Origin of the sequence: Neisseria gonorrhoeae (genome assembly GCF_003315235.1) — a bacterium.
GTDB classification, from domain to species: domain Bacteria; phylum Pseudomonadota; class Gammaproteobacteria; order Burkholderiales; family Neisseriaceae; genus Neisseria; species Neisseria gonorrhoeae.
In genome coordinates, this window is record NZ_QNRU01000007.1 from 46,719 (window position 1) to 70,325 (window position 23,607).

Below are 23,607 nucleotides of genomic sequence, written 5' to 3' on the forward strand. Positions count from 1 at the left end.
AGGACTTAGTCTGTGCCTTCGAGCATTTTGTTCAATTTGGGGACGAGCAGGAGCAGCAGGAAGCCTGTGGCTGCGCCGATGTAGAACAGCAGCCGGTAGAAGCCGATTTCGTCGCCCGCCTGATAGCCTTTTTCAAACAATACGCCGCCCAAAGTGAAGCCTAATGAAAAGGCAAGGAAATTAAGGGCGACCATTTGGGTTTTGAATAAAGGCGGTGCGATTTTGGTGGAGATGGACAGCGCAATCGGGGAAATCATCAGTTCGCCTATCGTGATGGCGAGGACGATCAGTGCGAAAACCGCAATAGGCATCGGCGTTCCGGAGGAAATAAAGGGAACGAATCCCAAAAACGACGCGCCGGTAACAAATACCGCCATAGCGAATTTCAGCGGGGTTTTGGGTTGTTTGCGCCCCATTTTTGTCCACATTGCCGCCATGAGTCCGGAAAACAGGATGACCCACAGGCTTTGCATAGAATCTTTCCAGGCGACGGGTACAGTAAACGAACCGATGGTGCGGTTGACGGTTTCGTCGAAATAGACGGTTGCCACGGTGTAAATCTGAAACCAGACGGCCCAAAACATACAGATGGTCAGGAAAAGCGGGATGTAGGCGATGATGTGCCGTTTGTTGTCGGAACTGACGCGGGGGTTGGTCAGCAGGCGGGCGAAATAGGCGATGACGGCAAGGATGACGGTAGATAAGAGGATGCCGGAGAAATTGTCGAGGTTGACAAGCCCGGTTTTGATGGCGGTTGCAAGTGCGGCGATGAGGGTGATGCCGACGGCGGCCGCAGTTTTGCCCTGTCCTTTTGAAAGCGGATGGGGGACGGTGGGGTGGGGCAGGTTTTTACGTCCCAAGGAATAACGCCACAAGCCGAATGCCATACCGACCGCCGCCGCGCCGAAACCATAATGGAAACCGATGTTTTCTTGAAGCAGTCCGGTCAATAAGGGGCCTAAGAAGCCGCCGATATTGATGGCGATGTAGAAAATGGAAAATCCCGCATCGCGCAGCGGGCGCATTTCGTCCTGTTCGTATAATGCGCCCACCATAGAACTGGCCGTAGATTTCACGCCGCCGCTGCCCAATGCGATGAATATCAGCCCGATTAGAAGGCCGTACAGGCCCGGTGCGGCGGCAAGGACGATGTGCCCGAGCATTACGACGATGCCCGAGAGGAAGAGGGTTTTTTCCGCACCCCATACGCGGTCGGCAAACCACGCGCCCAAAATGGTGGACAGGTACACGCTGCCGCTGTATGCGCCGACAATGCCGCCTGCGAGGGTTTTGTCTATGCCCAAGCCGCCTTTGTCGGCGGTGTAGTAGAGGTAAATCAGCAGGATGCCCTGCATTCCGTAAAATGAAAAACGTTCCCACAATTCGATATGGAAGAGGGTGGAAAGCTGGAAGGGGTGGCCGAAAAATGTTTTTTCTCCGGTGCGGGCGGGATGCCGGGACATAAAGGTTCTCCTAAAAGATTTTCTCTCAATACCGTCTGAAACGGATGCGGACGGCGGCGGTGTTTTTTTGTATGAAAATATCGGTTTTTAACCGATATTTTCATTCTTTGTCAAACGACGCGCTGCCGTTTTTCGCGGGCGGATGTTTTTATATTTGTTTCAATTCAATGGATTGTATTTTAGAGGACGTGTTCCGATACGGCGCGGGTAAATCCTTTTCTGTCAATGGCTTATCCGATAGGGCGGTTTTTACTTAGATGGAAAATCACTTCCTTATATATCCGCCACGCCGAAGGGCGCATTATGGTGGATTAACTTTAAACCGGTACGGCGTTGCCCCGCCCCGGCTCAAAGGGAACGGTTCCCTAAGGCGCCCAAGCACCAAGCGAACCGGTTCCGTACCATTTGTACTGCCTGCGGCCCGCCGCCTTGTCCTGATTTTTGTTAATCCGCTATATTTTTCTTAACCATCCCTTCCAACAGCCGTGCGAAGGTTTTTTTATATCAGTGGGAAATGCAATATTCTATTGTTTTTATTGTAGAATTTTAAAAACAGATTGTTGTGTTCCGCGTTTTTGCCGGTTTGGAAGCGGTGGGGCGCATCAGCCTTTTATAAAGGCATATCGGAAGCCTGTATAAGGTTTTTGAACATATCGATCCTGTTCCCTTGCAGGCGGACGGCAGCGGCGGATGGCGAAAGGCGGGTTTTCAAATGTCCGGTTTGGCGGCGCGTCTTTCAGACGGCATGGCGGCGGAGCGTGCCGCGCCGTCTGAAAACCGTTTATTTCCCTTTGCCGTTTCCGGCGGAGTCTTTTTTGTCCGAACCGAAGAGGCGGTCGAAACGTATGGTGTATGTCAGCTCGCCGCCCGACGAACGGCTGCCGATACGGGCAACCGCCTGTATGGCGCGGGTCAGCCGGTAAATCAGTTTGACGGACTGTTCCGCGCTGGAGATGCCGTATTCGTAGCCGATGTAGAGTTTGCCGGTCAGTTGTTTGCCGACGGTCAGCACCTGTTCGGCGGGGTTGAGTTCGCCGGTTTGCGCGTTGCGGCTGCGCTTGCTGGTAAAGCCCAAATCATCCACCAGCCCGATGCGGTCGTTGATTTGCCCGGCAAGCAGCGCGCCTGCGGCTGCGGACAGGGCGGCATTGTCGCCGCTGCTGCCGCTGCCGGCGCGGTTGAGGATGAGCCAGGAGAGCTTGTCTTTTTCACTCATCGGTTCGTTTGCCGTCAGCGTAATGCGCGGGCTGTTGAGGCTGCCCAATATTTCCACGCCCGCACCGACGGGGGAAAGGCGGCGTTCGGCGCGGATGTTGAGGTTGGGGTCGTTGAGCGGGCCGACAAAGGAGACTGTGCCTTTGGTAATGTCTAAATCCTGCCCGTATGCTTTGTAACGCCCTTTGATGACGCGGACCGTGCCCACCCCACGCACATTTCCGCCCGGTTGCGCGGTCAGGGTCAGTTTGCCGCCTATGGTAACGTCCGCGCCGTAGCCGGAGAAGCGGATGCCGTCATTGAGGTCTAAAGTCAGGTTCATATTGACGGGGAGCGATGCCGCCGCCTCTTTCTTGACTTCGCCCAATACGACGACATCGTCGCCGACGGACGGCATCGAGGATTTTTGCGAACCGAACAGCCCCTGATCAGTTTTAATCATACCGGTAACGGATATGCCTTTTTGCGGCGAATAGCGCAGGCGGGTGTTGCCGGAAACCGTCAGGCGGCGGTTGGGGCGGGACAGGATGCGGTATTTGTCGAACACCGCGCCGATATCGACATCGGGCACGCTGTTTTCCATGCTGACCGTGCCGGAGAGTTCCGCCGTCCCTTCGTGCCGGAATTTCAGGCTGTCGATTACCCATTTCCTGCCTGCAATATGCGAACGCAGCGAGCCGTTGTCCAAGATGATGCCTTGGGTTTGGTTGCGGTAATAGAGCTTGTCGCCGTTGATACTGCCGCCCAAGTGCGGGTCGGCGATGCTGCCGCCGAGGGTTACGGCGGCATTCAGGCTGCCTTTGACGGTTTGTCCGACCGGTAGGAAGTTGCGGAATACTTCGGCATCGGCAACGGTCAGGTTGAGCCTGCCGCCCAAAGGCGCGGTATCGAAGGAGCGGCTTTGCCCGACGGTGATATTGCCGTTGATTTTCCCGTAGTTGCTGCTACCGTTGACGGCGGCATTGACGGACGGAGAGCCTACCCGTCCGCCGATTTGCGCGGAGGCATTCAGGCTGCCGGTAATGTTTTGCGCGGCGGCGGGCAGAAAGGGCTTCAATGCGCCCAAGTCGGGAAGGGAGGCTGTAATCCTGCCGCCGAGCGGTGTATTTGCCATATTGCCGCCGAAGGCGTTGCCGATGCCCAAATCGGCGTTAATCCGTCCGAAACGCGCGCCGCCGTCAAGCAGGATTCCGATGCGGTCGTTTTGAAAGCGCGTTTTCAGGGAAAATGCGTTCAAACCCAAAGCCTGCCCGCCGGGCAATACGGCATCGCCGCTTTGCCGGCTGATATTGAGGTAGCCGCGCGCGTTGTGCCCGTAGGCGACATCCCAGTCGCCGTTTAAAACCAGATTGTGTTCGAAGGGCGGTTTGAAGAAATTGTGCAACTCGGCGATGTGCAGGCCGCGTGCGCCGCCTTTTGCCGATATGCCGGTTTTCCTGTCCCAAGAAAAGTGTTGCAGGTTGAGGCTGCCGCCCATTGCCTGCCAATTTGCCGCACTTGCCGCCAAGCGTTCCGCACCGGCTTCGAGCGTCATACGGTTTTGCAGCTTGAGGTTGAATGCGCCGCCGATGTCGAGGATGCCGATGCTGCCTTTCCATCGGGTAAGTTCCCTGTTGATGCCGCCTGAAGCGTCCAAATCGAGTTTGAACGGTTTGCCGTCCAGCGTCATGGCGGCGTGTGTGCGGATGCGGTGCTGCGCGCCCGTACCTTCCAGCGTCAGGCCGGCGGTATCGACAACCGCCGCGCCGCCCGACAGGGAAAGGCGGCCGCCCTTGATATCGGCGCGCATCGGGCGGCTTGTGCCGGGTGAGCCTTTGAGGGTAAAATCGAGCGAACGGATGTCTGCCGCTTTGCCGATGTGTAAGTTGCGCGCCGTGCCGGAAAGGTCGGTTTCAAAGGTTCGGATGCCGCCGTCCAAATCGCCGGAAAGGTGTCCGCGTACATTTAAAGACCCCGCGAGTCCGAAACCGAAACGGGATAAATCGGGTGCGGTGATATTGAGGTTAAGCCGGTCGCCTTTTTTGCCGAAGCCGCCGTCTGTTTTGACGATGTTCCGCCCCAACCGCAAATCGACGGCGGCACGCGGAAGGTGGCGGGACTCGTAAACAATGTCGGCACTGCCGGCAATCGGCACGCCGTTGAACGTACCGGGCAAAAAACGCATTTTGCCCGTAAATTTCTCTTTTGCCAGTTCACCGGCAAGATGAATCGAACCGTTGATATTGCCTGCCGGAAATTGCGGATCGATGCGCGAAGGGTCGAATGCGCGGGAACGGATGTCCAGCTTGAGCAGGCGGTCTTTAAACAGCTCGAGATAGCCTTGCGCGGTCAGGCTGCCTTCCCCGGCGGAGATGTTGACGGTGTCGAACACCAGTTTCCGCTGTTCGTTTGCGGGGTCGCTTGCGATGGCGAGGCTGCCGTCCGTGCGTGCCGTGCCGGTGCCGAGTTGCCAAGAGATTTTGGGCGAGGCGGTCGTGCCGCCGATGCCGATGCTGCCGTCCAACCTGCCTTTGAACGCGGTTTGCAGCACGTCTTCCGCGCCGACGGAGTTGATGCCTATATTTAAATCAAGGATGTCTTTTTCGGTGTCGATTTTGCCCGACAGCCTGATGCCGCCCCGTCCGAGCAGGGCGGCGGACGTATTGCCGATATGCACCGTGCCGTCCTGCCGGATGACAAAGCCGCCCAAAACCTGACGGACGGGGATGCCGTTGCGGTCGGCAAAGCCGGCTTTGGTGTTTTCCAAATCGAGCGAGCCTTCCAGCGCGATGCCGTCTGAAAACGACGGGATGGCGGTCAGGTCGAAATTCAGCCCGGCATCGGGCAGGGAAGGCACGAAGGCGGACGGATTGATGTTGAATCCTTTGACCAGTACTTCTTCCAATGTTTTATCCAATGATTCGGCAAACGGGTGGATGACGGATTTTCCCGAGAGGCGGATATTGCCGCCGTCGATCGTCAGTTCGGCGCGCACATCCTTCAGGCTGCCGCTCAGCCGCGCCGTACTGTGTATGGTTTCGCCTTCGAATCCGCCTTTGGTGTAAATGGCGGTATCGAGGGCAAACGGTTTTTTCAAGCCGACCGAGGCTGACCCCGACGAACTGCTCCACGGCGTGTCGGCGGCCTTCAGGTCGAGGCGGTGCCCTTTACGGTCGTAACGGTATGCCGCGTTGAGGCGTTCGAGATAGACAGTTTGTTTGTCAAAGGTTTTGCCCATGCTGATTTTGCCCGTCTCGAAGCGGTCGAGATAGACGGCGGCGGGCAGGTCTATGCTGTCGGGCAGGCCTTGAGGCGGGCGTTCTTCTTTAGGCGGAGTCGGTTTGGTTACGATGGCGATGTCGCCGGCGGAGATGTCGGTGATGTGCAGGCTGCGGCGCATCAGTTCGGACGGTTTCCACGCGAAGCGGAAGCGGCTGATTTTAAGGTCTGCCCCCTCGGTTTCTATCGACCAGTTGTCGCCGTCGAAGCCGTCGAGCAGTGTGCCTTTGAGGTTTTGGGAGGAAATGTTTACGCCGAACCAGGACGGGATTTGGTACAGCCCGAAGCGCAAACCTGCTTCCGTACCGGCGATCCAGCCGAGGAAACATACTGCCAAAATCAGGACAGACAGCAGTGCCGCCGACAGCTTCAGCAGCGGGCGGCGTTTTTTTGCCGGCGGGGCGGGGCGGTGTTCAGACGGCATTTTGCGCGTGCCGTTTTCGGTCGGATCGGTATCTGTCGGTGCGGTATCGGTCATAATGTCTGTTTCAAAATGGTTTGCTGCAATGCCGTCTGAAGCGGCCGTATCGGTTTAGAAACGCGTTCCCAAGCTGATGTGCCAGCGGATTTTTTTGTCGCTGTGTCCGTAGGCGATGTCGAAGGAAAACGGCGCGAGCGGGCTGAACCAGCGCACGCCCAGTCCCGAACCGTGTTTCAGCTTCATACGTTTGAAATTGGCGGCGGCATCGCCCATATCGTGGAATACCGCGCCGGACAGGGTGCGCGTAAACGGCAGTTGGTATTCCAAGCTGCCCACCAAGAGGGCGCGTTCGGGCAGGACCGATCCGTTCGGACCGGCAAGCCCGATGCTGTCAAGTTCGTAACCGCGCACGGAAGACGCGCCGCCGCTGCGGAACATCAGCCCCGAGGGGACATCGGCATTGTCGCGTGCAACGGTGTAACCCGCTTGTCCGCGTATGATGAACGTGCCGAGTTTTTTGTTTTCGGGCGTGAAGAAATAACCTGCGCGGGCAGAGGTGCGGATTAGCGCGGTGGAGGACAGGAATGTGCCCAAAGTCGTCCCGATTTTGCCGTCGAGGTAATGGCCGTTTTCGGGGTGCAGCACGTTGTTGAGCAGCTGGCGTTTCCAAGAGGCGGTCAGCATCGTGGCGTGGCTGTTGCCCAAATCGACATCCGAGCCGGGGATTTTCCGGCCTTCTGCGAGAAATTCCGCCCCCAGCCTGGCATCGATGCCCGCGCGGTCGCGCACATACCAGATGCCGCCGGAGAAGGCGCGTTTTTCAAGGTTTTGGGTGGTCGAACGGTTGTAGGAAACGTTGCTTGTCCAGTAGTTGCCCCGATAGTTGCGCGGCTGGCTGATGCCGGCGGCAAGCGTGGTTTCGTATTTGTCCATATCCCAGACGACCGAGCCGATATAGCCTTTGTTGAAGAGGTTGTAATAGTCGTAGGCGATTTTGCCGCCCAAACCGTATTCCGAATCGAGGCGGATGCCGGTTTCGAGTTTGTGGCGTTTGACCTCGGTTACGCTGACTTTGACGGGGACGCGGTCGCCTTGGAGGCGGTCGAAGTCGGCTTGTACGGACGCGCCGGAATAATGCCCGTTTTGTTCGAGCGCCTGTTGGAAGTCGAGCAGCAGGTCGAGGTCGTAGGGCGTGCCCGGTTGGAAGCGCGCCAGGCCGGAGACGGTTTGTTCGGGGTAACGCTGTGTGCCGGTGATTTCAAAGTCGCCGAAGGCAATGGGGCGGCCGCTGTCCACGACGACGTTCAAATCGGCGGTGGCGGTATCGGGGTTGACGGCCGCCCGGGTGTTGCCGAGCTTGGCAAGCGGGTAGCCTTTGCGCGTTACCGCGCCGAGGACGGAAGTTTTGCTGTTTTCCCAACTGTCCTGATCGAAATCGCTGCCTACCGGCTGCTGCCAGTTTTCCAGCGCGTTGCGGTAGTATTCGGCGAGGTTGCCGTCTGAAAGGATGTCGCCGAGGATGGCGACGCCGACGTTGGCGATTTTGGTGCGCGGGCCCGGTGTGATGTGCACCGTATAAGCTCCGTCTTTTTCCGTCAGGCTGACCTTGCTGCTGAAATAGCCTTTGCTGCGGAGCATTGTTTTAACGTTGTCCGGTGCTTCTTCGGCAAGGAATCCCGTCTGTTCCTTATCCAAAACCTCTTCCTGCTGCTGCGTGATGAGCGGCAGGTGTTCTTCGACCATATCTTTGATTTCACTGTCCTGCGTGTCGATGCGGACGGGGAATTTGGGTTTTAATTTGACTGATTCGGTGTCGGGGCTTTTGCTTTTGAACAATGCGAAACCCGCCGCCTTGTTTTCGGAAAGGTCGGCGGCAGGCGCGTATGCGTGCGGAAAGAAAAATAAAGCCGGCAGGAGCAGGGCGGTCGGTTTGATCATCATGGTACGGGTGTCGTGCATCGGTGTGGCGGATTTCGATTCTAACACTGTTCGGACGGGGCGGGACGCTTCAGACGGCATACTGCCGACGGTATTTCGGAGGTTGCGGCCCGCCGGAAATGTATCTGCTTGTTTTAAGGCATTTTGTTTCCAATCCGCATATGGAAAACAGGCTGCGTTTCGGAATAGTGTCGAAAAATAGGCAGGATTAAATAAATTTATTCTCGTTCAATAAATTAAACCGTTGCGCCGAATGATAAAACAAAGCCTGTCCCTGCATAGGGCAAATCAACGCACCTCAAAACACAGCTTGAAAAATAAAAAAAACACAGAGAATGGGTTTTCTTTTAAAATACAACATTTTTTAACATATCACAACATAAGGAAGAATTATGGCGTTCGGCAAATCCTTATTTCATGCGATCGGCCGCGTCAGCCTGGTCAGGCAGATTGCCGCCGGTTTGGCGTTGGGCATCGTAATCGGTTCGGTTTCACCGCAACTGGGCTTGGCGGCAGGCTTGTTCGGCAGCCTGTTTGTCGGCGCGCTCAAAGCGGTCGCGCCGGTTTTGGTATTTATTTTGGTGGCGGCCACAATCGCGCAGCACCAAAAAGGCAACAAGGTGCATATCAGGCCGATTATCGTCCTTTACCTCATCGGCACGTTTTCCGCAGCCCTGACCGCCGTCATCGCCGGTATGGTTTTCCCGACGCACATTGTTTTGGCGGGCGCGGGCGATGTGTCCGCCGCGCCGCCTTCCGGCATTGTGGAAGTGTTGAAATCGCTGCTGATGAACCTGGTCGCCAACCCGATTAACGCGATTGCCAATGCCAACTATATCGGCATTTTGGCTTGGGCTTTGGTTTTGGGCGCGGCGTTGCGGAATCACGGTTCGGACGTTACGCGGCAGGTCGTTGCCGATTTGGCGGAAGCGGTTTCCACCGTCGTGAAATGGATTATCCGTTTTGCCCCTTTGGGTATTTTCGGGCTGGTGTCGTCCACAATCGCGGAGACGGGTTTCGGCGCGCTGGCGGGTTATGCGAAGCTGCTTGCGGTGCTGTTGGGCTGTATGGCGTTTATCGCGCTGGCGGTCAATCCCGCCATCGTGTGGTGGAAAATCCGCCGCAACCCTTATCCGCTGGTGTTTACCTGCCTGCGCGAAAGCGGCGTGTATGCCTTCTTTACCCGTTCTTCCGCCGCCAATATCCCCGTGAATATGGCTTTGGCGAAAAAGCTGGGGCTGCACGAAGACACTTATTCGATTTCCATCCCGTTGGGGGCGACCGTCAATATGGGCGGCGCGGCGATTACGATTACCGTTTTGGCTATGGCGGCGGCGCACACCCAAGGCATACAGGTTGATTTTGCCACCGCGCTGCTGTTGAGCCTGGTGGCGACGGTCAGCGCGTGCGGCGCGTCCGGCGTGGCCGGCGGTTCGCTGCTGCTGATTCCGCTGGCGTGCAGCCTGTTCGGCATCAGCAACGATGTCGCCATGCAGGTGGTCGCCGTCGGCTTCATCATCGGCGTGATTCAGGATTCGGCGGAAACGGCGTTGAATTCTTCAACCGACGTTTTGTTTACCGCTGCCGCCGATTTGGGCCGACAGAGAAACCGTGCGGAATAAACCAAGCTATGCCGTCTGAAGCCCGTTTGGCGTTCAGACGGCATATTTTTACAATTTTATGGGCATATGGCGGAAACAATACCGGCTGCCTTGAATATGTTTCAACACACAGGTCGATACATAAAGCGTCGCCCTATGAAGGAGATGATGATGTTTAAACGCAGTGTGATTGCAATGGCTTGTATTTTTCCCCTTTCAGCCTGTGGGGGCGGCGGTGGCGGATCGCCCGATGTCAAGTCGGCGGACACGCCGTCAAAACCGGCCGCCCCCGTTGTTGCTGAAAATGCCGGGGAAGGGGTGCTGCCGAAAGAAAAGAAAGATGAGGAGGCAGCGGGCGGTGCGCCGCAAGCCGATACGCAGGACGCAACCGCCGGAGAAGGCAGCCAAGATATGGCGGCAGTTTCGGCAGAAAATACAGGCAATGGCGGTGCGGCAACAACGGACAACCCCAAAAATGAAGACGCGGGGGCGCAAAATGATATGCCGCAAAATGCCGCCGAATCCGCAAATCAAACAGGGAACAACCAACCCGCCGGTTCTTCAGATTCCGCCCCCGCGTCAAACCCTGCCCCTGCGAATGGCGGTAGCGATTTTGGAAGGACGAACGTGGGCAATTCTGTTGTGATTGACGGACCGTCGCAAAATATAACGTTGACCCACTGTAAAGGCGATCCTTGTAATGGTGATAATTTATTGGATGAAGAAGCACCGCCAAAATCAGAATTTGAATCGTTAAGTGATGAAGAGAAAATTAAGAAATATAAAAAAGATGGAGAAAAGTTTACTGGTTTGGTTGCTATAAAAGTTGAAAATAATGGGTTGAATAAATATACCATTATTTATCAAGCTCAGCCTACTCGTTCTGCACGGTCGAGGAGGTCGCTTCCGGCCGAGATTCCGCTGATTCCCGTCAATCAGGCCGATACGCTGATTGTGGATGGGGAAGCGGTCAGCCTGACGGGGCATTCCGGCAATATCTTCGCGCCCGAAGGGAATTACCGGTATCTGACTTACGGGGCGGAAAAATTGCCCGGCGGATCGTATGCCCTCCGTGTGCAAGGCGAACCGGCAAAAGGCGAAATGCTTGTTGGCACGGCCGTGTACAACGGCGAAGTGCTGCATTTCCATATGGAAAACGGCCGTCCGTACCCGTCCGGAGGCAGGTTTGCCGCAAAAGTCGATTTCGGCAGCAAATCTGTGGACGGCATTATCGACAGCGGCGATGATTTGCATATGGGTACGCAAAAATTCAAAGCCGCCATCGATGGAAACGGCTTTAAGGGGACTTGGACGGAAAATGGCGGCGGGGATGTTTCCGGAAGGTTTTACGGCCCGGCCGGCGAGGAAGTGGCGGGAAAATACAGCTATCGCCCGACAGATGCTGAAAAGGGCGGATTCGGCGTGTTTGCCGGCAAAAAAGATCGGGATTGATGTTGATGCCGCCCGAAGCGCAGGTATTCATTACGGCGGGACGACGCGTTCAAATCATCAAACAAGCCCCCGAAAAAGGCGGCATCCCAAAATCCGGCACTGAAATTGCCGCGCGTATCGGCGGCATTCCGCAGCCTGCCGGGGAAACCGTCGGCAGCAGCCGGAATGTCGGGTATTTCCGCCCGCCTTTTTCGGGCTGTTGAAATATGAAAATAAAGCATAGGCCGTCTGAATGTTCAGACGGCCTGTTTTTTTAACGGCTGTGTTTCAACACTCCGCCGGTTCCAACCGGCAGCAGCAGGGAGATAATGCCTTGAACCCCGCTCTTCGGGGCGGCAGGGTTCGGGCCGGTTTGGGGAAAGGCATCGCCTTTCCGAATCGGGGCGGTGCAACGGGGTGCGCCTTATGTGCCGAAAGGGTTTGCGGCAACGGTATGCCGTCTGAAGCGGGTGCGTTCAGACGGCATTGTGATGTTTGGGGCGCGGGTCCGGTTCAAATCCGCATCAGTTGATAAACCCGTTGTCTTTCATTTTCTTTTCAGAAAAATACTGGCCGCATACCAGCAGGGCGGCGAGGATGATGACAAACAGCCCTGCCATAGTCAGTGTGATTTTGAAGAACAATTCGGCTTCGAGAAAAGAAAACCAAAGTTGCACAATCAGCAGCAGCACCCAGCCGGCAAACAGTCCGAGACAGGCATAAACGCCGAGCTTAAACACGGTCCCGCTCCAAAATGACGACGTAGGCTTCGCGTTTGAAAAACAGCAGCATACGGCGCAAATCTTTTTCCATCGTTACGACCCGCCAGCCTTCGGGGGTTTGTTTGTTGAGGAACGCGCTGAAATTGACGGGGTTGACCTTTGCCGCGCCGAAAAACAGGCTGGACAACAGGCTTTCCTGATAAATGACGACTTTGTATTCTTTCATCGTATTTCCTTTTCGGTTGAAACCCCGCCCTTTGGGGCGGTAGGATCAGACTTTATTTGGGAGGGAACCCCTTCCAAATCAGGACGATACATAGGGCGGTGCTTTATGTATCGTCCTGTGTGTTGAAACATAGGATTCCTTTAATCAAGGGATTGCCTTTTCAGGCAATCCCTTAAATTGCAGCGATGCAATGCGGCGAAATTTATTGCTTATTGCCCAACTGCGGCAATACCGAGCCTTCGCCCAGCGAGAGCAAACCGCTTTGCGAATAAATACCCAGTTTGGCGCGGGTGTCGGTGATGTCGAGGTTGCGCATCGTGAGCTGTCCGATGCGGTCGAGCGGTGTGAACGCCGCACCTTCGACTTTTTCCATACTCAGGCGTTCGGGTTGGTAGGTCAGGTTGGGCGATTCGGTGTTCAGAATCGAGTAGTCGTTGCCGCGCCGCAGTTCGAGGGTAACTTCGCCGGTAACGGCTTTGGCGACCCAGCGTTGGGCGGTTTCGCGCAACATCAAGGCTTGGCTGTCGAACCAGCGGCCTTGGTAGAGCAAACGTCCGAGGCGCAGGCCGTTGATGCGGTATTGTTCGATGGTGTCTTCGTTGTGGATGCCGGTAACCAAGCGTTCGTAGGCGATGTGGAACAATGCCATGCCCGGGGCTTCGTAGATGCCGCGCGATTTGGCTTCGATGATGCGGTTTTCGATTTGGTCGCTCATACCCAAGCCGTGGCGGCCGCCGATGCGGTTGGCTTCGAGGAAGAGTTCGACGGGGTCGGCGTATTCTTTGCCGTTCAATGCAACCGGCACGCCTTCTTCAAAGCGCACGCTGACTTCTTCGGGTTCAATTTCGACGTTTTCGTCCCAGAAGGCAACGCCCATGATGGGCTTAACGATTTTGATGCCCGAGTTCAAAAATTCCAAGTCTTTGGCTTCGTGGGTCGCGCCGAGCATATTGGAATCGGTGGAGTAGGCTTTTTCAACCGACATTTTGTAGTTGAAGCCGTTGGCAATCAGAAATTCGCTCATTTCGTGACGGCCGCCGAGTTCGTCGATAAATTGCTGGTCGAGCCAGGGTTTGTAGATTTTCAGCGCGGGATTGGTGAGCAAGCCGTAGCGGTAGAAACGCTCGATGTCGTTGCCTTTGTAGGTGCTGCCGTCGCCCCAGATATTCACATCGTCTTCTTTCATGGCGGAAACGAGCATGGTGCCGGTCACGGCGCGGCCCAGAGGCGTGGTGTTGAAATAGGCGATGCCGCCGGTGGAAACGTGGAACGCGCCGCATTGGATGGCGGCGATGCCTTCGTGTGCCAGTTGTGCGCGGCAGTCGATCAGGCGGGCGTTTTCCGCACCGTATTCCATTGCTTTTTTGGGAATGGCGTTGTAATCGTCTTCGTCGGGCTGGCCAAGGTTGGCAGTGTAGGCATAAGGCAGCGCGCCTTTGAGTTTCATCCACAACAGCGCGGCAGAGGTATCAAGACCGCCGGAGAAGGCGATGCCGACTTTCTGACCGACGGGGAGGTTTTGTAAAATAGTATGGTTTTGGTTCATGAAAAAATCCTCGATAGCTTGAAAAATCAAAGCCATTATCTTATAAATAGAAAATATTGTCAGCCATCATGCCGTCTGAACGGGTATTCCGCCGTTTCAGGCGGTATTTAAAACCGAAAACATTATGAACGCGTTCAACCTCATCATCATCGGAGACGAAATCTTACACGGCAGCCGCCAAGACAAGCATTTCGCCTTTTTTAAATCCCTGCTCGAATCCAAAGGGCTGAAGCTCAATCAGGTGCAATATCTGCCCGACGAACCCGATTTGCTGGTCAGGCAACTGCGCCGCAGCTTTTCAGACGGCATACCGACGTTCGTTACCGGCGGCATCGGTGCCACGCCCGACGACCGCACGCGCCAAACCGCAGCGGCTGCTTTGGATTTGCCCGTCGTCCGCCATCCTGAAGCCGCCAAGTTTATCGAAGGCATAACCCGGAAACGCGGCAAGCCGCTCGATTCGCCCGAACACGCCCAACGCCTGAAAATGGCGGATTTCCCCGAGGGCGCAGAGCTTGTGCCCAACCCGTTCAACAACATCGCCGGATTTTCCATCCGCGAGCATTATTTCTTCCCCGGCTTTCCTGTGATGGCGCACCCGATGGCGGAATGGGTTTTGGAAACTTATTATGCCGGCCGCTTCAACCAAACCGAACGCGGCAGCCGCAGCGTGTATGTGTTTGAGCAGCCCGAATCGCGCATTACGCCGATTATAGAGCATATCGAGCAAACTTATCCCGGCGTGCGTTCGTACAGCCTGCCCAGCGTCGGTTGGACGCATTCAGACGGCACGCAGGTCAAACCGCACATTGAGTTCGGCATCAAAGCCGAAGGAGAAGCCGTCAACCTTTTGGACGCGGCGTGGGCGGAAGTGTTGCACAGCTTGGACGGATTGGGAGCAGAGCTGAAAAATCGGGTAAACTGAAAACTGTTTGCCCAAATCGGACGATATTTAAGGAAAACCATGCAATACCGAATCAGAAGAGAAAACGAAGCACCCGAAGCAAAAAATGCGGGGGAAACCTTATGGGAGCGCGACATTATGCGCGAAGTGCTGCTGTCCGCCTATCGGGACAGGCGCAGGGAGCGGATGTGGAAAAACATCTGGCGCGCCGTCAGCACCCTGATTCTGGTTGCCCTGATTGCAGGCATTTTCCGAAAAGACGAAGCCGCATTGCAGTTGGCGGGCAACACGCCGCATACCGCAGTCGTCAACCTGTACGGCAAAATCGGCAACGGCGTAGAAGACCAGGTCAAAAAACTCAAAGACGGGATGGAGGCCGCCTACAAAAACCCGCAGGCAAAAGCCATCGTCATCCGCGCCAACAGCCCCGGCGGTTCGCCCGTCGTCTCCAACACCGCTTTTGAAGAAATACGCCGTCTGAAGGCGCAGCACCCCGGCATCCCCGTTTATCTCGTGGCAGAGGATATGTGCGCGTCCGGCTGCTACTACATCGCGGCGGCGGCGGACAAAATCTATGCCGACCCGTCCAGCATCGTCGGCAGCATCGGCGTTATCGGCAGCAGTTTCGACGCGACCGGCCTGATGGAAAAAATCGGCGTAAAACGCAGGGTTAAAATTGCGGGCAGCAACAAAGGCATGGGCGATCCGTTTTCGCCCGAAACGCCCGAACAGTCGAAAATCTGGGAAGAAATGCTGACCGGCATACACGGCGAATTTATCAAAGCCGTCAAAACCGGACGCGGCGGCCGCCTCAAATTCCGACAATATCCCGACGTGTTCAGCGGTCGCGTGTACACAGGCGCGGACGCGCTGAAAGTCGGGCTGGTGGACGGACTCGGCAATATTTACAGCGTGGCGCGAGACGTGGTCAAAGCTCCCGATGTGGTGGATTACACTCCGAAGGACGATTTCGGCAGAATCTTGGGCAGACGCTTCGGAGCAGAACTCAAAGCAAGCGTTTCGGAAGCTCTGCAGGCCGTCCGGTAGCGTTGTTTACAGTATTTCTAAGGGAATACCAGAATAAAAATATACACAAAAACACTCACCTCCCCAGTATGCTGCCACTAAGTCAGCCGCGTTACTATTTACCGTGCACTTAAAGCCGCAAAAGGCAGGTTGTCCCCGGGAGGTTTTGTGCATCCTGATACCGATCGGTTGCTGTTGCTGTTGCTGTTGCTCAAAGGACGGAAGGCCGCCGATAAACGAGATTACCTGTTTGTCGCTATTGACGATTTTTATACTCTGCCATTTTGCCGGACAAAACCGCAGACAGTGCTGCCAAGTTTCTGACCGAACATCTGGCTGACCCCTGCTTGTACCTGGTTGAGTACGTTTACTCTGACAATGATAGGTAATATAAAGAGCCGTCCAACATGCTTTCGGTGCAGCTTGTTATGATAATGGGATTGGTTGGAGGCTTGCCCGATTTGCTTGTCCGCAGACCAACGGTAAGGCGGAGCGGGTTATCCGTACCTTGATGGAGATGTGGCATGAGGAACAGTCGTTTGACAGTCCGGAACATCAGCAAAAGGAGTTGTGCTGCTTTATTAATTTAGGCACTGTCCTAGATAACTAGGGAAATTCAAATTAAGTTAGAATTATCCCTATGAGAAAAGCCGTCTAAGCCGGTATAAACAAAATAAACTCATTGGGCTATTTGTCGCAGGTGTAACTGCAAGAACAGCGGCAGAGTTGGTAGGCATTAATAAAAATACCGCAGCCTATGATTTTCATCGTTTACGATGACTGATTTATCAAAACGGTCCGCATTTAGAAATGTTTGATGGCGAAGTAGAAGCAGATGAAAGTTATTTTGGCGGACAACGCAAAGGTAAATGCGGTCGCGGTGCTGCCGGAAAAGTCGCAGTATTCAGGCTTCTCAAACGAAATGGCAAGGTTTCCTTTGCCGTCCGTTATGTACGTTTCGTAACATTCGAAGACTTCCTGAACCCTGCCCGCCGTTTCGGTTTCTGTACCCCCCTGTTAGATAAGGGGGGGGGAAGATTCGAAGCGGTTGCCGGCTTCCTGCCGTCCGTCGGCGCGTCCGTCATCACGCCGGCAACCTCCTTTGTCATCCCTTGCTTATCTCCCATGTGCGAATCCTCAAAAACGGGCAAAAAAAAGCCCTGTTACTTGTAGAAAGTAAAGGGCGTTAATTTTTGTTAATCGCCCCTTCTTAGGGACGCAATATATAAGGTTTATACGGTTACTGTAGCGAATACTCAAACCGCTACTTTATTTCCTATTATCCGCGAACAAGTGAAACCTGACAGCATTGTTTATACGGATTGTTATCGTCGCTATGATGTATTGGATGCAGGCGAATTTAGCCATTTCCGTATCAATCACAGCACACATTTTGCCGAACGACAAAACCATATTAATGGAATTGGGAACTTTTGGAACCGGGCAAAACGTCATTTACGCAAGTTTGACGGCATTCCCAAAGAGCATTTTGAGCCGTATTTAAAGGAGTGCGAACGGCGTTTTAACAACAGTGAGATAAAAGTTCTTGTTCCATTTTAAAACAATTAGTAAAATCGAGTTTATCCTAGTTGTCCAGGACGGCCTCATCTCTTTATAGATAGCTGCTTACCAAGTATCCTTAATTGCTAATTCAAGCCACTCTTCAAAACTATTAAAAAATTCATGGTTTTCTATATTATCTAAATTAATAACAATAACCCTAGGATTTCCTGTTACATCATTACCATCAAAATAAGCTTCCCATTCTCCATTACTAGCGAATGGGATAAGATTTAAATCAGGCAGGATGGAATTTCTAAATATATAAGCTACTTCTGCCCCTTCTGTTCCATAATTCTCAAACCACCAGTGAAAATTATGTGGCTGAATATAAGGTATTAAAGATGTATCGTTAGAGATACGAACATACTTTTCAGGATAACAAAACCCTTCAGGAAGCATATTACTAGGATATAAATTAAATTCATTTTGAATAATCATTTCGTTACCTTAGTATCATAAATACTACCATTAGGAAACTGGGTAGACCAATTTGGTGGTGCTAGTCCATTTTCACTTTGTTTTTTTAATTCTAAATTGAATAGCTTCTCCCCATGTTTGCGGCATCTAATGCTGCTTGCTCTGCATCAATATTACTAAAAATTAGATTAGTTTCAAAAATGAAAAATTACTGTTTTTTCATTTTTTATAGCATATTCAAGTACATGAATAATATTTTTCACTAAGGGCTCTGTAGAAAAATCTGAATTTTGTAATTTTTCTTTTACAGCCAAAATACTTTCCTTATCTATTAGCCAATCCCCCTCACTTGGTCCAAATAACCAATTATCGGTAATTTCAGAAACAAGCCCCCATAATCCACGATTTTGATATTCAATAATTTGATTTTCCGTAATTTCTACAACTGTTTCAGATTGAATGTTTTCATAAGCCCAATCAACCATTTCAGTATATTCACTAATTGAAACATTGTCTTTTAAACAGAAAATTAACAGGTTGTGTTCATTCATTTGTCTAAGTTCCTGATATGAGTTTGTTGTTGTAAATAATCTTTTGCTTGCTTACCTTGTAAATTACCGGTTTTCACAGCATTACCATTTGAATCAAGATACTGTTTTCGTGAATTATCATGGATTCTAAAATAGTTGTTTTCGTTATCTTTTATAATTGTAATTTTTCCATCTAAACTAGTGTATCGAGTTTTAACTTTATCAGGACTTAAAATACCAGGTGCATTGGGAGTTAGTGTTTTGTGCACTGAATCAAAACTTGCTGAACTCCAGTTACTATTAAACTTCTCAAAATTTTGTTTTCTTTTTTCAGCGGCGCTGTTTGGTAAAGATTTAATAGGTTTATTCCCACCTGCCATCTCCCCATCTAAAGTCTGCATATGGCGGGCAGCAGGTTTTTTATAGCCGGTATTTTTAACCCAATCCCATTTGGTCGGGTTAAGTTCTACTTTTTTACCTCTCCAAACCGTAGTTGCGGCTTCTGCTACGGAAAGGGCAGTTTGGGCTGTTGCAGTTATATTCGGATGGGCATCAGCCCATTGTCTGGCGGAATTGATGCCGTCTTTTACCGCAAAGGCACTGTCCTGTAATAGGCTCGCGGCAGCAAGTTGTGCTTCCGGACTTAAATTTCCTAAATTGTGAATACCCTGTAAAGTTTTCCGTGCTGCCGCATAGGTTACCGGGTTTACCGCACTGTCTGTAATTGCCCCAACTCCCAATCCCTGAAAACCCGTTAAAAAAGGATTAACCGCACCTTGGACGATGCCGCGAATATCATCCATACGGTTAGCCCACCAATTTTTATCGGGGTCGTTTTCCCATATCAGTTTTCCTGCTTCATCCGCACAGTTAGGGTTGGCATTGATGCCCACCCAGTTTCAGACAGCCTGAAAAGGATTTTTAAGATACGGCTAGGTGGGCTGCGAGAACCCACACTCTGCATAACCATTTAGTTAGATGTATCCATTAGATTATATGCTTCAATTAAATGTTGTTCTAGCTCTTGCACTAATTGAGGATTGCGAATTCCTGACACAATCTCAAATTCTTCTGCATCTATGCAAACACCTGCATAAATTTCAATAACAAGGGAACGCAATAATTGAAGCTCTTCTCTTGTTAAAGAAATAATAATGTCATCACCTGTGTAATTGATTATATTCATAATAATTTTATTTTTGCTTGTCAAAGTAAGTTTTACCTAAGGTTGGTCTAAATGCAGTCCCACCATCTTTTGAATTTGGGTCTCTAATTACAATTGCTCCAGACTTATCATCCCAAATTGCTCTTATGTGTTTGGATTGTAATCTTCGAATTCCCAAGAAAAAAATCGTAATAAGTTTGAAAGTGTCAAATCCCAAGTTTCTTTTGAGCAATATTCTAATATTTTATCAATTTCACTTTTAATAATCTTATGATCAAACTGTTCTAATATTAATGCATTAGACCAAAAAAAACCTTCTTTATTACAATGATGGGAAATCCATTTAGGAGAACAAATGCAAAGTGAAAAAATAGATGAGCCTTGTTCTCCTTCGATTCCGATATCCAAATCTATCCATCTATGAAAATTATCTGGAATTTCGGGGGTAAATTTTTCAAAATCAATATCATATAAATTTATGCTTTTTAAGTCCAATTTAATCATTTTATATTCAAATGTCCATTAGTTAAGGTTTTTCCATCAACACTTCTAGTAACAAAATTAGCTTGCACTCCCGTTGGGTTAAGTGATTCAGGGGTGTTTGATTTTGTAGTTGGAGGACGATATAGCCTTGTGCCATCTGCACTTAACATACATCCTTGACAAGATGGACTACTAACTGGCTTAGCCCCGTCTCCAACCCAAATTTTTCCTAACTGTTCAGCCTCTTGACGAGTTGCAGAACCAATACCAAAATTAATTTCCCCCTTTTTATTTGGTTGTATTGTTTTCCAATCTTTTACAGCACTTGCTAACCTTGAATCTTGAGCCGCAATGTTATTTAAGTTTTGCTCATTTAGCTGATTAACCAACTTAGGATAGGTTGCAGCATTAGCTTTTCCTTTCGACGTTATAGATTTAGGCGGTCTATTCCCACCGGCCATCTCCCCATCCAAAGTATGCATGGTGCGAACAGCAGGTGTTTTATAGCCGGTATTTTTAACCCAATCCCATTTGGCCGGGTTAAGTTCTACTTTTTTACCGCCCCAAACCGTACCTGCGGCCTCTGCTACGGCAAGGGCAGTTTGGGCTGTTGCAGTTATATTCGGATGGGCATCAGCCCATTGTCTGGCGGAATTGATGCCGTCTTTTACCGCAAAGGCACTGTCTTGTAATGCGGTTGCAGCCGCAAGTTGTGCTGCGGGACTTAAATTTCCTAAATCGTGAATACCCTGTAAAGTTTGCTGCGCAGAAATGTAGGTCGGATATTTATTTGTATCCGACAAAAATATTTGACGCGCCTATCGTTTCCGAGATGCCGCTGTTGGAAAATGTCGGATTCGAGAATCCGATCTACGGCTGCTAGTGGGTGCTCCATCAGGCATATTAACAACATCAACCCTGTCGCCAACCCATGATTTTTTTCTTTCATTTCGGCTACAATAGAATCATAGTTGTAATTTGCACTAGGCTCTGACAAAAATTTGGGTTGTTAAGTTGTCATTTTTTTATAAATTCCAGCAAACTGTTGTTGTAAATTATCTACTTCATGTTTTCTAACACCAGATACATTTTCAAATTCTCTTGAATCTACACATACGCCCGCATATATCTCATTCAAGATAGCTCGTAAAACAAAAACTTCATCTTGAGTTAGTGAAATAGTTGAGTTTTGATTATTTATGGATAGTATATTCATGGCTTTTTCCTATAAATCATCATAATATTTTTTACCTGATGTTGGTCTAAATGCTGTACCTCCATCGTCAGAATTTTTATCTCGGATAACTATTGTCCCTGTTTTATCATCCCAATACGCAGTTCTACCGCGAGGTAACTCTTTCATATTTGTTGGATGGCTAACAATATTTTCAATATGCCGAGCAAAATCTGCTGGTGAATTGATATTTAAATCCGTAAATTCTTGTTGTCTTATGACATGCTTGTTATAAGCATGCCCACTACTAATTTGTTCTCCAATTAGTTGCGCTTGTAAAGACGGTTGTGTGGAAGCATCTGCTTTGCTGTTGGACGTTATAGATTTAGGCGGTCTATTCCCACCGGCCATTTCCCCATCCAAAGTATGCATGGTGCGAACAGCAGGTGTTTTATAGCCGGTATTTTTAACCCAATCCCATTTGGCCGGGTTAAGTTCTACTTTTTTACCGCCCCAAACCGTACCTGCAGCCTCTGCTACGGCAAGGGCAGTTTGGGCAGTAGCTGTAATGTTCGGATGGGCATCAGCCCATTGTTTGGCGGAATTGATGCCGTCTTTTACCGCAAAGGCACTGTCCTGTAATAGGCTCGCGGCAGCAAGTTGTGCTTCCGGACTTAAATTTCCTAAATTGTGAATACCCTGTAAAGTTTTCCGTGCTGCCGCATAGGTTACCGGGCTTACCGCACTGTCTGTAATTGCCCCAACTCCCAATCCCTGAAAACCCGTTAAAAAAGGATTAACCGCACCTTGGACGATGCCGCGAATATCGTCCATACGGTTAGCCCGCCAATTTTTATCGGGGTCGTCTTCCCATATCAGTTTTCCTGCTTCATCCGCACAGTTAGGATTGGCATTGATGCCCACCCAGTTTCAGGCAGCCTGAAAAGGATTTTTAATATACGGCAAAAGGTGGGCAACGAGTGCCCACCCTATCTAGCTAACATTTATCCCAAGTATCATATATTTTTTTAAGTTCTTTATCCAAAAGAAGAACTTTATTTTTTTCAACACCATGAATTATCTCAAAATCTCTACAATCCACGCATACGCCTGAATAAATTTCTCCTACAATTGCTTGAATAATATACAACTCATCTTTATCGAGACTAATTTTAACTAAATTCCCTTCAAAATCAATTAATTTCATGAATAATTCCTTTTATTTTAATTTGTCATCAAAATACTGTTTACCTGTTTTTGGTCTAAATGCTGTCCCACCATCTTTAGTCTTGGATATTTAGATTATAATCGTCAAATTCCCAGTCAAAATATTTTGCCAAATTTGATATAGACTTATCTTCAGACGTTGAATTACATATTTCCAATATATCATTTATCAATTTTAATATGTGTTCAATATTAAAACGGTTTGTAACAATTGAGTTTTTTAATGACATCGGTCTATGTATATTTGAAAGTAACCATTCGGTGCTATATATATAAACATAAAAATAATCAGCACCATTACTTTCATCAAAACCTATTGATAATGTCAAAAGTATACAAAAATTTTCTAACTTGTCTTGTGGGAAATCTTCCAAATCAAAGTCAGAACAATCATAATTTTTTAATTTTAATCTCATATAATTACCTAATATTTAAATGTCCATTTTTAATTTTATTTCTTTTTTCATTTGAATCAATAGTATAAGTTTCAAAATTTGCTTGAATACCTGTAGTTGCAAATTGTGATTTTTTTTCTGTTGGTGGCCGATATTGTCGAGTGCCATCTCTACTTAACCATCCGCCTCCACTAGTTTGTCTTGCACCCTCACCAACCCAAATTTTACCTAGTCTATCTGCCTCTTCATAAGTTGCAGTTCCTATTGGAAAATTTTTTTTACCCTCATGAATAGCTAGACTCAATCTTGGATCTTGAGCCGCAATGTTATTTAAGTTTTGCTCATTTAGCTGATTAACCAACTTAGGATAGGTTGCAGCATTAGCTTTTCCTTCCGACGTTATAGATTTAGGCGGTCTATTCCCCCCTGCCATCTCCCCATCTACAGTCTGCATATGGCGGGCAGCAGGTTTTTTATAGCCGGTATTTTTAACCCAATCCCATTTGGTCGGGTTAAGTTCTACTTTTTTACCGCGCCAAACCGTACCTGCGGCTTCTGCTACGGAAAGGGCAGTTTGGGCTGTTGCTGTTATATTCGGATGGGCATCAGCCCATTGTCTGGCGGAATTGATGCCGTCTTTTACCGCAAAAGCACTGTCCTGTAATAGGCTCGCGGCGGCAAGTTGTGCTTCCGGACTTAAATTTCCTAAATTGTGAATACCCTGTAAAGTTTTCCGTGCTGCCGCATAGGTTACCGGGTTTACCGCACTGTCTGTAATTGCCCCAACTCCCAATCCCTGAAAACCCGTTAAAAAAGGATTAACCGCACCTTGGACGATGCCGCGAATATCATCCATACGGTTAGCCCGCCAATTTTTATCGGGGTCGTTTTCCCATATCAGT

Annotated in this window: 21 protein-coding genes and 7 pseudogenes; 10 read left to right on the top strand and 18 right to left on the bottom strand. The window is 50.4% G+C overall.

Annotated features, from left to right (window positions below):
* Positions 1 to 5 precede the first annotated feature (5 nt).
* From DFR77_RS04950 to DFR77_RS04960, 3 genes are all read right to left on the bottom strand, one after another.
* The gene (locus DFR77_RS04950; protein ID WP_003688130.1) at positions 6 to 1,463 is read right to left on the bottom strand and encodes an MFS transporter; all 1,458 of its coding nucleotides are present in this window, start codon (positions 1,461 to 1,463) and stop codon (positions 6 to 8) included.
* Positions 1,464 to 2,244: 781 nt separating this feature from the next.
* Entirely contained in the window at positions 2,245 to 6,414 is a 4,170-nt protein-coding gene (locus tag DFR77_RS04955; protein ID WP_003699260.1) for a translocation/assembly module TamB domain-containing protein, read from the bottom strand.
* Positions 6,415 to 6,468: 54 nt separating this feature from the next.
* On the bottom strand, positions 6,469 to 8,316 hold the full coding sequence (locus tag DFR77_RS04960; RefSeq protein WP_003699262.1) for an autotransporter assembly complex protein TamA: 1,848 nt from the start codon (positions 8,314 to 8,316) through the stop codon (positions 6,469 to 6,471).
* Between the two features lie 371 nt (positions 8,317 to 8,687).
* Between DFR77_RS04960 and sstT the strand changes: the two genes are divergently transcribed.
* The 5 genes from sstT to DFR77_RS04990 are packed head-to-tail and all read left to right on the top strand — an operon-like array spanning position 8,688 to position 11,859.
* Positions 8,688 to 9,917, top strand: coding sequence for a serine/threonine transporter SstT (sstT, locus tag DFR77_RS04975; RefSeq protein WP_033910109.1), 1,230 nt, complete (start codon positions 8,688 to 8,690; stop codon positions 9,915 to 9,917).
* Positions 9,918 to 9,925: 8 nt separating this feature from the next.
* On the top strand, positions 9,926 to 10,075 hold the full coding sequence (locus DFR77_RS13305) for a hypothetical protein (RefSeq protein ID WP_003697759.1): 150 nt from the start codon (positions 9,926 to 9,928) through the stop codon (positions 10,073 to 10,075).
* The gene (locus DFR77_RS04980; RefSeq protein ID WP_003699266.1) at positions 10,068 to 11,348 is read left to right on the top strand and encodes a transferrin-binding protein-like solute binding protein; all 1,281 of its coding nucleotides are present in this window, start codon (positions 10,068 to 10,070) and stop codon (positions 11,346 to 11,348) included. Before DFR77_RS13305 ends, DFR77_RS04980 begins: the two co-directional genes overlap by 8 nt.
* Entirely contained in the window at positions 11,348 to 11,551 is a 204-nt protein-coding gene (locus tag DFR77_RS04985) for a malate:quinone oxidoreductase (RefSeq protein WP_003688134.1), read from the top strand. The genes DFR77_RS04980 and DFR77_RS04985 overlap by 1 nt, the downstream gene beginning before the upstream one ends.
* A gap of 59 nt (positions 11,552 to 11,610) precedes the next feature.
* The gene (locus tag DFR77_RS04990; protein WP_225577385.1) at positions 11,611 to 11,859 is read left to right on the top strand and encodes a hypothetical protein; all 249 of its coding nucleotides are present in this window, start codon (positions 11,611 to 11,613) and stop codon (positions 11,857 to 11,859) included.
* Here the strand turns inward: DFR77_RS04990 and DFR77_RS04995 are convergent.
* The 3 genes from DFR77_RS04995 to argG form a co-directional block, all read right to left on the bottom strand.
* Positions 11,852 to 12,067 carry a hypothetical protein gene (locus DFR77_RS04995; RefSeq protein WP_002242092.1) on the bottom strand — a complete coding sequence of 72 codons (216 nt, stop codon included), beginning with the start codon at positions 12,065 to 12,067 and terminating at the stop codon, positions 11,852 to 11,854. The two genes, DFR77_RS04990 and DFR77_RS04995, sit on opposite strands and share 8 nt — an antisense overlap.
* Positions 12,060 to 12,275, bottom strand: a complete 216-nt coding sequence (locus DFR77_RS05000) for a DUF4177 domain-containing protein (RefSeq protein ID WP_002218233.1) — start codon at positions 12,273 to 12,275, stop codon at positions 12,060 to 12,062. Before DFR77_RS05000 ends, DFR77_RS04995 begins: the two co-directional genes overlap by 8 nt.
* Before the next feature lie 202 nt (positions 12,276 to 12,477).
* Positions 12,478 to 13,821 (bottom strand): argininosuccinate synthase, encoded by a 1,344-nt coding sequence (gene argG, locus DFR77_RS05010; RefSeq protein WP_003688135.1) that lies wholly within the window; start codon positions 13,819 to 13,821, stop codon positions 12,478 to 12,480.
* Positions 13,822 to 13,945: 124 nt separating this feature from the next.
* On the opposite strand from argG, the gene DFR77_RS05015 reads away from it, so the two are divergent.
* From DFR77_RS05015 to DFR77_RS05030, 4 genes and pseudogenes are all read left to right on the top strand, one after another.
* Positions 13,946 to 14,746: a competence/damage-inducible protein A gene (locus DFR77_RS05015; RefSeq protein ID WP_003697756.1), complete on the top strand. Its 801-nt coding sequence runs from the start codon at positions 13,946 to 13,948 to the stop codon at positions 14,744 to 14,746.
* Between the two features lie 39 nt (positions 14,747 to 14,785).
* Entirely contained in the window at positions 14,786 to 15,772 is a 987-nt protein-coding gene (locus tag DFR77_RS05020; RefSeq protein WP_003688139.1) for a S49 family peptidase, read from the top strand.
* Between the two features lie 81 nt (positions 15,773 to 15,853).
* Positions 15,854 to 16,337, top strand: a pseudogene (locus DFR77_RS14650) (transposase family protein); the annotation flags it as partial.
* A gap of 95 nt (positions 16,338 to 16,432) precedes the next feature.
* Positions 16,433 to 16,684: pseudogene (locus DFR77_RS05030) on the top strand (IS1595 family transposase); the annotation flags it as partial.
* On the opposite strand, the pseudogene DFR77_RS14515 reads toward DFR77_RS05030, so the two are convergent.
* A pseudogene (locus tag DFR77_RS14515) lies at positions 16,679 to 16,878 on the bottom strand (replication initiation factor domain-containing protein); the annotation flags it as partial. The pseudogenes DFR77_RS05030 and DFR77_RS14515 sit on opposite strands and share 6 nt — an antisense overlap.
* A gap of 100 nt (positions 16,879 to 16,978) precedes the next feature.
* Here DFR77_RS14515 and DFR77_RS05040 point away from each other — a divergent pair.
* A pseudogene (locus tag DFR77_RS05040) lies at positions 16,979 to 17,340 on the top strand (IS1595 family transposase); the annotation flags it as partial.
* Positions 17,341 to 17,377: 37 nt separating this feature from the next.
* Here DFR77_RS05040 and DFR77_RS05045 read toward each other — a convergent pair.
* The 11 genes and pseudogenes from DFR77_RS05045 to DFR77_RS05110 all read right to left on the bottom strand — a co-directional run.
* Entirely contained in the window at positions 17,378 to 17,752 is a 375-nt protein-coding gene (locus tag DFR77_RS05045; protein ID WP_003713021.1) for an SMI1/KNR4 family protein, read from the bottom strand.
* Positions 17,753 to 17,925: 173 nt separating this feature from the next.
* Entirely contained in the window at positions 17,926 to 18,282 is a 357-nt protein-coding gene (locus DFR77_RS05055) for a DNA mimic protein DMP12 (protein ID WP_002225728.1), read from the bottom strand.
* A pseudogene (mafB, locus tag DFR77_RS05060) lies at positions 18,279 to 19,127 on the bottom strand (polymorphic toxin MafB class 3); the annotation flags it as partial. The gene DFR77_RS05055 and the pseudogene mafB (DFR77_RS05060), both read right to left, overlap by 4 nt.
* A 104-nt stretch (positions 19,128 to 19,231) precedes the next feature.
* Entirely contained in the window at positions 19,232 to 19,447 is a 216-nt protein-coding gene (locus DFR77_RS05065; protein WP_002215102.1) for a hypothetical protein, read from the bottom strand.
* 123 nt (positions 19,448 to 19,570) lie between these two features.
* Complete coding sequence (locus DFR77_RS05075) at positions 19,571 to 19,930, bottom strand: immunity 8 family protein (protein WP_002215099.1); 360 nt, start codon at positions 19,928 to 19,930, stop codon at positions 19,571 to 19,573.
* Positions 19,927 to 20,688, bottom strand: a pseudogene (locus DFR77_RS05080) (MafB family polymorphic toxin); the annotation flags it as partial. The pseudogene DFR77_RS05080 and the gene DFR77_RS05075, both read right to left, overlap by 4 nt.
* Positions 20,689 to 20,918: 230 nt before the next feature.
* Positions 20,919 to 21,125 carry a hypothetical protein gene (locus tag DFR77_RS05090; RefSeq protein WP_002218303.1) on the bottom strand — a complete coding sequence of 69 codons (207 nt, stop codon included), beginning with the start codon at positions 21,123 to 21,125 and terminating at the stop codon, positions 20,919 to 20,921.
* Positions 21,126 to 21,134: 9 nt separating this feature from the next.
* A pseudogene (mafB, locus tag DFR77_RS05095) lies at positions 21,135 to 21,980 on the bottom strand (polymorphic toxin MafB class 3); the annotation flags it as partial.
* 100 nt (positions 21,981 to 22,080) lie between these two features.
* Positions 22,081 to 22,290, bottom strand: a complete 210-nt coding sequence (locus tag DFR77_RS05100; RefSeq protein WP_003688150.1) for a hypothetical protein — start codon at positions 22,288 to 22,290, stop codon at positions 22,081 to 22,083.
* Between the two features lie 76 nt (positions 22,291 to 22,366).
* Entirely contained in the window at positions 22,367 to 22,726 is a 360-nt protein-coding gene (locus DFR77_RS05105) for an immunity 8 family protein (RefSeq protein WP_002218298.1), read from the bottom strand.
* A 4-nt stretch (positions 22,727 to 22,730) separates the two neighbouring features.
* A partial coding sequence (locus DFR77_RS05110; RefSeq protein WP_170123225.1) for a MafB family polymorphic toxin occupies positions 22,731 to 23,607 on the bottom strand: 877 nt, incomplete at its 5' end.